This window comes from Paenibacillus taichungensis (assembly GCF_003287275.1).
GTDB lineage: Bacteria > Bacillota > Bacilli > Paenibacillales > Paenibacillaceae > Paenibacillus > Paenibacillus taichungensis_A.
The window spans coordinates 184,770-197,349 of sequence record NZ_QEVW01000017.1 but is presented as its reverse complement, the minus strand read 5'-3'; the positions used below and the strand labels follow the sequence as shown (position 1 = coordinate 197,349).

Annotated in this window: 11 protein-coding genes; 6 read left to right on the top strand and 5 right to left on the bottom strand. The window is 46.3% G+C overall.

The window, feature by feature from the left end; genetic code table 11:
- Positions 1-41: 41 nt before the first annotated feature.
- Positions 42-1,046: a helix-turn-helix transcriptional regulator gene (locus DC345_RS24925; RefSeq protein WP_113055482.1), complete on the bottom strand. Its 1,005-nt coding sequence runs from the start codon at positions 1,044-1,046 to the stop codon at positions 42-44.
- Between the two features lie 88 nt (positions 1,047-1,134).
- Between DC345_RS24925 and DC345_RS24920 the strand changes: the two genes are divergently transcribed.
- The gene (locus tag DC345_RS24920) at positions 1,135-1,578 is read left to right on the top strand and encodes a VOC family protein (RefSeq protein WP_113055481.1); all 444 of its coding nucleotides are present in this window, start codon (positions 1,135-1,137) and stop codon (positions 1,576-1,578) included.
- A gap of 89 nt (positions 1,579-1,667) precedes the next feature.
- Here the strand turns inward: DC345_RS24920 and DC345_RS24915 are convergent, their stop codons facing one another.
- The 4 genes from DC345_RS24915 to DC345_RS24900 form a co-directional block, all read right to left on the bottom strand.
- A complete protein-coding gene (locus DC345_RS24915; RefSeq protein ID WP_113055480.1) occupies positions 1,668-2,447 on the bottom strand; it encodes a PHP domain-containing protein in 780 nt (259 codons plus the stop codon).
- A gap of 64 nt (positions 2,448-2,511) precedes the next feature.
- The gene (locus DC345_RS24910; protein WP_113055479.1) at positions 2,512-3,339 is read right to left on the bottom strand and encodes an energy-coupling factor transporter transmembrane component T family protein; all 828 of its coding nucleotides are present in this window, start codon (positions 3,337-3,339) and stop codon (positions 2,512-2,514) included.
- A complete protein-coding gene (locus DC345_RS24905; RefSeq protein WP_258530791.1) occupies positions 3,314-5,200 on the bottom strand; it encodes an ABC transporter ATP-binding protein in 1,887 nt (628 codons plus the stop codon). The genes DC345_RS24910 and DC345_RS24905 overlap by 26 nt, the downstream gene beginning before the upstream one ends.
- Entirely contained in the window at positions 5,193-6,080 is an 888-nt protein-coding gene (locus DC345_RS24900; protein WP_113055478.1) for a DUF8171 family membrane protein, read from the bottom strand. Before DC345_RS24900 ends, DC345_RS24905 begins: the two co-directional genes overlap by 8 nt.
- Before the next feature lie 204 nt (positions 6,081-6,284).
- On the opposite strand from DC345_RS24900, the gene DC345_RS24895 reads away from it, so the two are divergent.
- The 5 genes from DC345_RS24895 (at position 6,285) to DC345_RS24875 (ending at position 12,539) form a co-directional block, all read left to right on the top strand.
- Positions 6,285-7,118 carry a MurR/RpiR family transcriptional regulator gene (locus DC345_RS24895; protein ID WP_113055477.1) on the top strand — a complete coding sequence of 278 codons (834 nt, stop codon included), beginning with the start codon at positions 6,285-6,287 and terminating at the stop codon, positions 7,116-7,118.
- A gap of 393 nt (positions 7,119-7,511) precedes the next feature.
- Entirely contained in the window at positions 7,512-8,372 is an 861-nt protein-coding gene (locus DC345_RS24890) for a methyl-accepting chemotaxis protein (RefSeq protein ID WP_113055504.1), read from the top strand.
- Positions 8,373-8,520: 148 nt separating this feature from the next.
- Entirely contained in the window at positions 8,521-10,215 is a 1,695-nt protein-coding gene (locus DC345_RS24885) for a spore germination protein (protein WP_113055476.1), read from the top strand.
- 27 nt (positions 10,216-10,242) lie between these two features.
- Positions 10,243-11,340 carry a spore germination protein gene (locus DC345_RS24880; RefSeq protein ID WP_113055475.1) on the top strand — a complete coding sequence of 366 codons (1,098 nt, stop codon included), beginning with the start codon at positions 10,243-10,245 and terminating at the stop codon, positions 11,338-11,340.
- Positions 11,337-12,539, top strand: a complete 1,203-nt coding sequence (locus tag DC345_RS24875; RefSeq protein ID WP_113055474.1) for a Ger(x)C family spore germination protein — start codon at positions 11,337-11,339, stop codon at positions 12,537-12,539. Before DC345_RS24880 ends, DC345_RS24875 begins: the two co-directional genes overlap by 4 nt.
- The last annotated feature ends 41 nt before the right edge of the window (positions 12,540-12,580 follow it).

Sequence of the window (12,580 nt, the reverse complement as noted above, 5' to 3'; positions counted from 1 at the left end):
GTTGCGGGCACACATTGCAAATGGTTAGTTGGTGGTGGTAGTTAAACATGGTCAAGCAAATCCAGATAGTGCTGTCGTAAGGATTCTTTTAAGTGATCTGGCTCCAAGATCTTAATGGACTTGCCGAAGCTTGCAAGATAACGAATGATGAACTCAAGCTCATGGGCTTCATACGCCCCGACTAAATAGGCGTATCCAGTTTGTCCATTATCAGCTCCAGATTCGTTAATGATCCGCATGGATGGAAACTGTTCTTGCTGGAATAGCTCAACCCCGGCTTCATTGATCAGACATTTAAATGGGATAGCGTTCTCTGATGGTTTCCATAACGAGTGGGCATCCTGTAGATTGAGTTCATTAATACGTGGTATAGGTTCGATATCTGTCGCCTCGGATGAGGTGATTCGGTCACAACGGAATACACGGTACGCCTGTTTATCGAGATCATACGCCTGGCAATACCAGTAGCCTTTCATGGCATAGAGGGCGATTGGCTGAATGGTGCGTATGCTGGGCTGGGGTTTGTCGGGATTTGAGCTGTTATCTGGGGTACTACTACTGCTGCGAATATGTTGATACGTAATCTGTATCACTATATTCGCAGCAGCGGCCATTAATAGAAACTCCAAATGCTCACTATCCCGGATTTGCTCGGTGTGTCTGAAAGAGACCCGATGCTGGATTTGTTCGATAGCCTGTCTCTGGTTTTCGGATAGGGCACTTAGAAACTTCTCGTGAATGGAACGAAAAGAGACCTGAAAGGGCAGGTTGGTAAAGCTGCGCAAGGCCTGCATGGCAAAGTAGAGGGCATGAAGCTCACTCGTATTAAATGAAATGGGAGGCAGCTGCATCTGCTGAAGCAAACGATATCCCCCATAACGTCCATATTCGGTATAAATGGGTGCACCGATTTCCTCCAATGACGCGATGTCTCGTAATGCAGTTCTCTTGGATATCTGAAACTCCTGCATGAGATCTTGCAGGGTGAAGTGCTGTTTTTGATTGATAAAGCGCAGCATCTGGTTCATTCGTTCCGATTTTTTCATAATAGAACCTCTCAATGGTGCCAGAGATTGGCACCTTTATTCGTTATAGTAAACAGTGTAATCCAATCAAACGAAGGAGGCAATACAGATGAATTTTGAAGTGATCCCGTTTCTGTCGATGAATGGTGATGCTGCTGCAGCCATTGCTTTTTATGAGAAGTACCTGGGGGCTGACGTATTATTCAAGAAAAATTACAAAGAGATGAAGGAAATGAATCCAGGGTTTGAGTATCCTGAAGGGCAGGATGAATATATTACACATTCGGTACTCCAGATCGGGGTAAACAAATTGATGATTGCTGAGGAAGAAATGGATACGGGTCGCCCTTGGCAGCTGGGAAACAGCACGTCATTATGCATTCAATCGAAAGATAAAAGTACGATGACAGAGCTGTATAATTCGCTGGTACAACATGAGCAGGTTAAGGTGCTGGTGCCTTATGAACAAAACGAGTTTAGTCCGGGGTATGGAATTGTGCGTGATCCGTTCGGAATCGTCATTCAGCTCTGTGTGACGGTGCATGATTTTTAATGAAGTGAAAATGAATCCGTCATGAGCCTAAAGGATAAATATCCTTTGGGCTCATTTTGAATTATTTGGAAGTTGTGGTTTTCTACTCCCTAAACTTTCTGCAAATGGTTACCGTCCAACTTGGCAAGACGTTTCATCACTTTCTTCAGCATAACGGAGGCTTTGACGCGGAGAGGAAGATCGTTGGATATTTCGATGCTGTACGTACCAGCGAGAATCTGCTCTTTGAGCTCGGCAACCGATGCGCATGGACGATCCAGTACATTGAAGACACTGCCGTATTGCAGGCACTGGTGGGTATCACTTCCGGCTGTGATGGGTTTACCGAGGGACTGGGCGAATGGTTCAACCTGTCCGCGACACGTCTCGATGCCGTATTGGTACAAATCCTTGGCGTTTAGATCAAAGGCATCCAGACGCAGCAACAAATCGCGGTCCAGCTGATGCAGGGGAGTAGACTCTCGGAAAGGGTGTGCGCCAATTTTCAGCAGAGGCCAGGCTTCGGCCATATCCAGCAGTTCTGCAAAAGGAATGAATGAACCTTTGGCTGTATATGGTTCCAGACCGACGCGGACGGCAAGGATATGTTCTTTTTGACCCACCAGCAAAATATGTCCTGTCTCCTGAATGTCCACTTCCATACCGGGAAAAATGCGCAGTCCATCTGCATCGTAGTACTCGCCGTTGTATGGATAGAGACGATCCAGCGTCTCATAGACCTCGTAGAAGTTGCGGGTGTTAAAATGTTCGGTGAGCGCGAGGGCTTCGAGCCCGCTTGCTTTGGCTTCGTTGACCATTTCGGTGAAGTAATCAACCGAGAAATCAGAGTTTTTGGATAATTTGCCGTGTGTATGAAGATCAATGCGCATAGAAGACACTCCTTTATTCCATGAATGGTTAATGGTATGAATAGTTACAGCATTTTATTTTGAATTACAGAATCTCGTAATACCCGCCGACCCAGAACAGCAATGTAACATAGATTACCGATCCGGCGAGAAATCCGAGGTCACGTGAGCTGATTTTCAGATGAGCCAGCTTCAGGCGTTTGGACTCGGGATGCTTCATGCCGTACGAGAATCCGCGTGTCTCCAGTGCTTCCACGGTTGTGCGGGAACGTTTGGCGGTAGCCAGCATGAGCGGGAAGAAAGATACAACGAACAGCTTCATATAATAGACAACGAGCCGCCAGTAGAGCCATCCGTGCCGGGAGGGAACCTGACCCCGCAATCTGTAGGACAGCATGATATTGCGGAATTCACCGAACAGCACCGGCAATATGCGGTAAGCATAAGAGAGGCTGAAGGAGAACGTTGCAGGCATGCCGAGCGCAAGCAACCCATCACCGATCCGTTCCGGGTCCATGCCCGAAAAGACGGTGATACTTGCGAGTGAGACGATCGACAGCTTCAGGGTGAGCAGCAGCAAAGGGAATGCAGATTCCAGATTGCCACCAAAGAACAGTGAGATGATAAACATCCACCCGACCTGGCCGATTAAGCCCAGGCAAAGAATGATAATGATAAAAGGAGCGGCTCTGGACAGTATGGTGGTCGTCACCATCAATAGAAACATGCCGAGCAGCACAGTTCCGTTATGAACAAACCAGGGGACGATGGCGAAAAAGAGATACCAGATCAGCATGACACGCGGATCAATCCGCGACAGGCTGGCATGCCCGCTGCCATATACCGTATTCATCAGCTCAAGCTGAATGCGTTCAATGGATATTTTGTCAAACCAGTTGCGGACGAGCTGCATGATGCATATCCTCCTTGGTGATTGATTGATTCAACAGGCTGTCAACAAAGGCCTCGGTTGTCGGTGAAAGTGTAGGCAGTCCCATCCGATGGGAGAGCTCCATGATCTGGGTAAGTGCAAGCCCGGAGCGGCGCAGAAGGGATTCATCTGCAAACACGTCGGCAGGTGTGCCATCTGCTTCCACCTGGCCATTGTGAAGCACAATAACACGACTGGCCCACTGGGTAACCAGCTGCATATCATGCGTGGCAATGACGGTTGTTTGCACATGCTGATCCAGCTCATTCAGCACACCTATCAGTTCCTCGCGAGTGGCGAGGTCCAGATTGGCGGTAGGCTCATCCAGCAGCATAAGTGAAGGCTTCATGGCTGCACCGATGGCAAGTGTGACACGTCGCTGTTGTCCACCACTGAGAAGCCGGGCACCCCTCTCTTGCAGCGGAGTAAGCCGGAAACGCTCCAATACATGTGCAATTTGCAGGTCAGCTTCCGGGATACGACGGTTCTTCAGGAAATACGCGACTTCTTTGCGGACACTGTCTTCGATAAACATCTCGGAAGAGTTCTGAAAAATATAGGCGACCTTACCCGCCAGCTGCTCCAAAGAGGAACGGTGCGTAACTTCACCCAGAACACTGACACTGCCTTCCTGTGGCAGGCTAATGCCAGCCATCATCTTCAATAAGGAGGATTTGCCGGCACCATTATTGCCAATCAAGGCAATCCGTTCTCCTTCATGGAGTGAAATATTAACACCACGAATGACTTCATGTTCTTTTTTGCCCAGTCCTCTGTAACGTAGCCGAGTTTGATGAAACTGAACGATAGGAATCAATGGTTCAGCAGCGGAAGCAATCGTTAGGCCCTCGGAGTGCATCATCTGATTGGGAACGTCGGGTACCAAATCCAAATAGGATGATGGTTCATTTTGTAAAGAATCGGATGGCATATACGGGTAATGTTCGGCAAAATAAACGTTTGCTTCTTCCACAGTAATTGGGAAGCGATGTCCTGGATCTGAGGGGTTCGCATTTGTTTTTTGGCCCTGAGATATTTCCGCAGCCTGAACAGCTGCCCGTGTCACCTCAGGAGGCTGAATGCCAAGTCGCTCCAGATCGCTAATGCGATTCAAACCTTCCCTAACAGGGAGGTTCCACAAGACCCGGCCCTTGTCCATCAATACCACATTTGCGCAGAAGTTGGCGATAAATTCAGTATGGTGTTCGATGACGATAATCGTCTTGCCATATTCCGTATTCAATCTGGAAAGGCACTCATAGATAAGTCTTGCATGCTGCGGGTCAAGCTGTGAGACAGGTTCATCCACGATTAGGATATCGGGGTCGAGCGACAGAGCTCCGGCCAGGGCGAGCAGATGTTTCTGCCCACCGCTCAATTCCCAGATGTATCGGTTATGAATGGCATCCAGGCCACACATGGCGAGTGCGCGTTCACCGAGCTCCCGATAGTTGGGCAGGCCGTAATTGAGTGGTGCAAAGCAAGCCTCGTCCAAAACGGTGGGCCGCACGAGCTGGTTGTCGAAATCCTGATAGACGTAACCGATCTTTCTGGACAGGTCTGCAACACTCCGGCCTTCGGCTGACATGCCAAGAACATGGACTTCACCGGAGAAGTCTCCTGTGTAGAATTGGGGAATAAGGCCATTAAACAACTTGCACAGAGTGGATTTGCCGCAACCGTTGCCCCCGATAATGGCTGTGAAACTGCCTCTTGGGAGTTCAAGCGAAGCTCCGATCAGGACAGGTTCTTCCGAGCCAGGATACGTAAAGATGACATTTTGAATGGAAATGGCGGAATCCGATGCGGAAACAGGAGCTGATGTGGACATTTCATTATGCATAAGGGCGGTTCTCCGTACCGGGTACCGTTTTATTTTTGCTTCGTTTAGCGCGCATGATCATTAATGTTACCACGGCAACCAATGCAGCAGCCCCGATACTAATCCATATAGAAGCCGAACCATATTGATCTGCATAGTCCGTCTCCCAAACCGCGAAGTTGATATCCATTTCGGATAGGGATTCCGCACCAAAGGCGAGCGCAAGCAGCAGCACACCAATCAGGATCAGTTTCGGACGAAAAAAGCCGATGCCTTCATATTTCATCCCTGGATTACGAGGTTTAATGCCGAGGAGTGGTTCAATTTTGCCATAGAGCAGGGGTACGAGATACAGCGTAGGCAACAGAGCGAATAGGATGCCTGAGAACAACACGTCATTTAAAAAGCCAACCCCTTCAATCAGAACAACACTTTCCGCAAGACCAGGCACGGCTTCCAACTGCTCTACACCAATCCACACTTTACCGATATCCACCAGTGAACTGAGGAACTGATGAATGATGACTCCTGTCATGGCTGCGATTCCGACCTGTCTGCGATTGCGTGGATCACTGACCATACGTCCTGCGACATACATGGCGAAGGAAAAGGTAATGAATTTCTCCAGCTCGCCCAGTCCGCCGAATTGCCCCAGCATCAGCTCTCCGAAGATCACTTCGCCAAGAGCCGCGCCAAGGGCAGCAATCATGGGGTGGAACAAAATGCAAAGTGTCAGCGGAATGAAGGCAAAGTACTCAACAGATAATTCAATCGGTCCAAGCTGGAGCTTGGGAATAAGCTCTGTGAACATGTTGGACAAGCCGTACAGTGACATGGAAAGCACAAACACCATCATTTTCTGTGAAGACGTCAGCGTATAACGCTCAGTCATCTTCTTCATCGATACATACCTCCCTGAAAGTTGGTGATCATCATAGCCACAGTCTAGGGGCAGAGTATTAACGGGAAAGAAGACATTTGTAAATCAAATGTAATTTTTATTACATAATCTAAAATTAATGAAAAAAATATTACATACATAACCCACTCCTTGTTCTCTCAACTGATATACTGAGTGCAGAGCGAGAAAAGGAGTGCATACGGAATGAATTTGTTTACTCATAAAGAACAGCTGTCGCCAGGCCATCTAAAAATTGCTGATTTTGTTGAGCGGAATCCGGAAGATATTCTGTTCATGACGGAACAGGAGATTGCCGACAGGCTGGGAGTCAGTATTGCAACCGTATCCCGCTTCTGGCGGGCGGTTGGATATGATAATGCCAAAGCGTTTAAAATCCGGCTTCGTACATCCGAAGACACTACACCTGCCCTCAAATTAAATAAAACCATATCCCGCATGGATACGGACAGCCTTCCTGTTCAGTTACTAGAGGCCTCTGTTAGCCACTTGCAGGAGACGTTGTCCCATATGAAGCAGGGGGATCTGGAGCACGCAGCAGCCATCCTTGCAGAAGCACGAAGAGTATATGTATATGCTCCAGGGCCCTCCGCAGGATTGGCAGAATTATTGTCCTTTCGGCTATCCCGATTCGGATTGACGGTCATCCATCTAGCCGGAGGTGGTCATGAAATATTGGAAACACTGATGCACATGCAGCGGGAGGATGTTGTGCTGCTGATGTGCTTTACAAGACTCTTGCCTGAAGCAGAAGTCATTCTGGATTATGCCAGAGATACGGGCAGCAAAGCCGTACTTGTAACAGATCGGGAAGACCTCTTATATGGCTTGGCGACGGAGTTATCTTTTTATGTCAGCAGAGGGGAGCTTGGTGAATTTCATTCCATGGTTACTCCGCTCCTCTTAATGGAGCAGTTGGTGCTGGCGGTGGGATTGAGGCAGAAGGAGCAGGCGTTGTCCAAGCTGGAGTTACTCGCTGATCTGCGGATTCGGTATGCTGACAAATTGCCGCGAGGCTGATAGATGAATAGGGCAGCTTAATAGACAGAAACGACTACAGATAACATCAGAAGTATGGAAGGGTATACCATAATTAGGGGCGGTTAATCCGCCTCTTTTTGTGTTAGAATTTGCTCATGAAATATAATGTTTAGACAGTTAGTTTATTGGGTATAAAAAGTCAAACCGCAATGTATTTTTGTTAATTGATTTGGGAGTGATCCAATTGACTGCAATTGGAGTATACAATAATAGAGTCGTCTCTATTCAGTTGAGTACATAATTGCACTACAGCAGGAACTGCCAGAATGAGAACGGTTTAATCATGGGAAGAGTCAGGGAGTGGGGATTGCTTTGCCTATAGTAGATGTGGAAAAAAAAGATGTTGTTACCGATGCGTTGGTCATTAAGGCGATGGAGAAAAGTCTGGCTATCATTCGATTCGATATGGATCGTCGGGTTACTTATGTAAATGAAGTCTTTGCCCAGACGATGGGCTATACCGTAGCGGAGATGTACGGTATGCAGCATGAGCAATTTTGTTTCGACGAGTTCGCGAAAAGCCCTGACTATAACGCATTTTGGAGCAGTATTTTTAACGGTACTAGCTTCCAGGACAAGGTTGAACGCAAGGATGCAAAGGGAAATCCCGTATGGCTTGAGGCGACATATATGCCTGTCTATGATGAGTTGAATCAGAATATTTTGGGTGTGTCCAAAATAGCTACCAATATCACAATCCGTCAAAATAATATTACAGCTGTAGTTAACGAACTGAAGACGATGTCACATGATTTGAATGAACATGCTGATATCGGTATTGAGCGAAGCCGTGAGCTGATGTCCAGTATCACGTATATATCTGAAGTTTCTGCCCACAACCGAGCGACACTGAGTCATTTGCAAGAACAGGCTCGTTCTATCCAGGGAGTTGTTAAAACGATCCGCGAAATTGCGTCGCAGACTCAGCTGTTGGCTCTGAACGCTGCAATTGAAGCGGCGCATGCGGGCGAATATGGGCGCGGGTTCGATGTAGTAGCCAAGGAAGTACGCAAACTATCGGCCATGGTCGAAAATTCCATTAATGAGATTCGGGATAGTGTGAATGGGATAACGAAAGAGATTACGAACATTTCTGGGGGAACACAGAAGGTAGAAGGATATGTGGAGCGAAGCCAGCAGCAGATCGAGGTCGCACTGAATGATTTTACAACCATTGCGGCGTCTGCACATCTACTGGATGAGAAGGCACAGCACGTAACCAAAATCGTATAGACAAGGAAAACTCCATAACCCTGTAGGGAAGCGGGTGCCAATAGAGGCATCTGCTTTTTTGTCGTTCAAAAAAACGGGAATTATTGTGAGCAATCGGGGAAACAATACTCAAAGTTACCAAGAAAGTCTAGATAATGGGGTGAGCCGGATGTGGTCGAAAATACTTGCTTATTTGCCGGAGTGGCCAATTTGGGGACAGGCCTTTTTATTATTTTTGATACCGATATTGTACATGAAGGGGTATCAGTGGTTGCGATCATCCTTAAAGAAAGGAACCTTTACCAATAAAGATCAACAAAATCAGAATGCATCAATCATTTCTTCTTCGGACGAAGAGACTGGAAATTACGCAAATATACGGCTGACCGGGGATTATGCTAAAGATCTGATAAGTGTAAAAACAACGTTTGGGCAAAATTCAGACGTATGTATACGAGAGTTTATGATAAGAGGAACGAATACACCCGCAGCTGTCATTTTCGTGGAAGGGTTAGTTGATCATGATCGGTTAGATACTCACATCTTCACGCCCCTTATGATTAAGGGGGTTCCCGATTCAGAGCGGAATATATTTGAAGTACCAAGAGATGAAAATGAGGTCAAAGCTTACGTGAAAAGTAGTCTTTTGCCTGTTGGTGAACTTCAGGAAGCGGAGACGCTGCAACAAGCGGCGCAAGCGGTTCTTAACGGCAAAAATGCTCTATTTATTGAAGGAGTGGCCAGTGCTCTTCTTGTTGGCTCAGCCAAAGGGAAAAGTCGTAGCCTTGAAGAGCCGGTATCTGAGGCACTGCTTCGTGGGCCAAGAATCGGTTTTACGGAGCGGTTAAGTGATAATACCGGAATATTGCGGCAATTCGGAGGCAATAATGAGTTGTTTATGATCAAACATCAGGTGGGAGCCAGGGTTAAGAGGGATCTGGTTATTGCGTATATCGCAGATATTGCCAATGCCGAGCTGGTCACCGAGGTGGAAAAACGAATCCAGAACCTGGACATGGATATCATGCTTGAATCCGGTTATGTGGAACAATTGATTGAAGATGATGAACTGAGTCCTTTTCAACAGATTCAGAATACAGAGAGGCCCGACCGTGTAGTCAGTGGGTTGTTAGAGGGGCGTGTAGCTATTTTACTGGATGGGACACCATTTGCATTAATAGTACCATCGACCTTTAGCATGCTGCTTCAATCTCCCGAAGATTATTACGAGCGCTGGATTCCGGGGACGTTTCTGCGTATGCTTCGTTTCTTGGCTGCTACGATTGCACTGCTAGCACCTGCTTTGTATATCTCCTTTATTTCATTCCATCCGGGTCTTATTCCGACCAAGCTCGCTTTAACCATTATTCAAACTAGACAAGGTGTGCCTTTCCCGTCTGTTATTGAGGCGCTGATTATGGAAACCTCGATTGAAATTTTGCGGGAAGCAGGCATACGTCTACCCAAGCCAATTGGGCCAGCAATGGGTATCGTAGGTGGTCTAATTATTGGGGATGCCGCCGTACAGGCCGGAATTGTCAGCCCGTTTCTGGTTATTGTTGTGGCAGTCACTGCGATTTCTTCGTTCTCCATCCCTACATATAGTGCCGGGATAACACTTCGTATATTGCGTTTTGTAGGAATGTTCAGTGCGGCGACCTATGGATTGTTTGGGGTAGTCATGTTTTTCTTGTTGCTCTGCAGTCATCTCGTTCGGTTAAAGAGCTTTGGAGTACCTTATGTCACTCCGGCTGTACCTTACAGCTTATCGGATTGGAAAGATTTCTTTATCCGAGCACCTTTAGGAATGATGAAGAAGCGTCCAAGTATGATGCATCCAAAAGACCCTGATCGCAAAAAGTAGGCATATCGGATATTCAGGAGGTGAACCATGAATCGTAAACAAGACCAACTGACGACAGTTCAAGCCGCAGCCTTTATCATCAACTACATGTTGGGTGCAGGAATCCTCACACTTCCTCGAACCACGGTGACGGCTGCAGGTACGCCTGACGTATGGATTTCAATAATATTGTCCGGTCTGTTCGTTATGTTGATGGGGATAATCCTGGTGACTCTGTGCCGACGATTTCCAGGGAAGACGGTTTTCCAATTCACTGAGGAAATTACGGGAAAGTGGATTGCTTATATCTTGGGAGTAATAATCATCGCATATTTCATTACTATCTCTGCCTTTGAAATCAGGGTGATGGCTGATGTCACCGGTTTATATTTATTGGAGGGAACCCCGGTATGGGCCATTGTCATGGTGTTTATGTGGATCGGTTTTTATCTGATCTCAGGTGGTGTCAATTCGATGGCTCGCTTGTATGAGATCATTTTGCCCATTACGCTAATTCTTTTTGTGCTGGCCATTTTTCTGAGCAGTAACCTGTTTGAAATCAATAATTTGAGACCTGTGTTGGGAGAGGGGATTATGCCTGTTATTAAAGGTCTTAAGCCTACGACTTTAGCGTATACAGGTTATGAAATCATGTTTGTAGTGATGGCTTTTATGAGAAATCCGGAAAAGGGAAAGAAGGCCATGGTCTGGGGCATCCTTATTCCTATGGGCATCTACTTGATCACCTTGGTTATGGTCATTGGCAGCTTATCCATTGAAGGCATGAAAACAAGAACGTGGCCAACCCTTGACTTGATGCGCAGCTTTGAAATCGAAGGTCTGGTCTTCGAGCGATTCGAATCCTTGTTGCTGGTTATCTGGATTATGCAGATTTTCTCTACTTCTACCATTACCCATTATGCTGCTTCTCTCGGATGTTCACAATTGTTTAAGAAAAAACTGCTACCATTTATGATCATTTTGCTTCCCATCATTTACATCATTGCTATGCTACCAGAGAATGCGAACGACACGTTCAAACTAGGCGATGCTGTCGGGAATGTATCCATATATTTGTTTGGGGTTGTACCACTTTTGCTTCTGTTGTTGAGTATGATCCGAAAAAAAGGAGGAAAGTACAATTGAGCAGCTTCAGAAGGCAGTTCACCATTTTGTTAACATTGTTGCTGCTATTGTTTACGTCTGGATGCTGGAGCAGTAAAGAAATCGAAGATCTAAGTGTTTATGTGGGTTTAGGGCTTGACGTGGCTGACGAATCAAAATTTGAAAAGAGTATTAATCAACAAGGGGGTCATTATCCCAAGAATAACAATTTTACAGCTACCGTACAGATCGTTCCGCGAATTGGACCCAAACAGGAAAATCAAAAAAATGCCGGTGCTTCCGTGGGGCAGTCTTTTTTGAATGAAAGGTTAACCGGAGATTCCCTGTTTCAGATCTTTCGTCAGTTTGCTCTAAGAAGAGACCGTCCACTTATTGGTCATCATTTAAAGGTCATTGTTGTTTCCCATGAATTGACCAAGAAATATAGCCTGGAGCAGCTACTTGATTTTATTTTGCGAGATAATGATATCCGTCCTAGCTCCCTTGTTCTGGTAAGTCATGGAACAGCCTTGGAAGCTCTTAGCTCCAAGGAGCCGGGTGAGATCCCAGCGTTTTATTTGAAGGGGGTGGTGGCTAACTCATACCGCTCCAACAAGATTCTCCCTCCAGTATCTCTCGCGAAACTTGACGGGAAGATGCAGTCAGGAGCAAGCTTTTTACTGCAAAATGTCCTTACAGCTGAAGGTGAGCATAAATTCTCAGGGGCAGAGATCTATAAAGGAAAAACGAAAAAGTGGATCGGATCCTTAAATCAGATTGAACTTGAAGGATTGTCCTGGATAACTGGTGAGGCCCAAGAAGGAGCGGTGAAATCGTACGCTCCGCCTAAGGGGCATACGGTAACGTACGAAATCAAGTCTAGCAAGAGTAAAATTACGCCAAAAGTTCAAGGCGATAACATTTCTTTTCATGTAAAGATTGAATCAGAAGGCCAACTGATGGAAGATTGGAGTGCTCCAGAGATTCCTTCAACAGATGAGTACATTCAGGGTTTGGAGGTACAGTTTGCGGATACCGTCAAAGAACAAATACATCAGGTTATGGGTAAAATGCAGAATACCTATCGGGTGGAAGTAGCCGGATTTGGAGAGCAGTTAAGGATCAAATATCCTAAAGTATGGACAAAGGTCAAAAAAAACTGGGATGAAACGTTTAGTCAAATTCCCGTGACATATGATGTGAAGTTGAATATTAAAGATTCCGGTTCATCGACGGATTAAAAAAATGAGGGGGAAGTCGAATTCCCCCTCACGAAATGTTA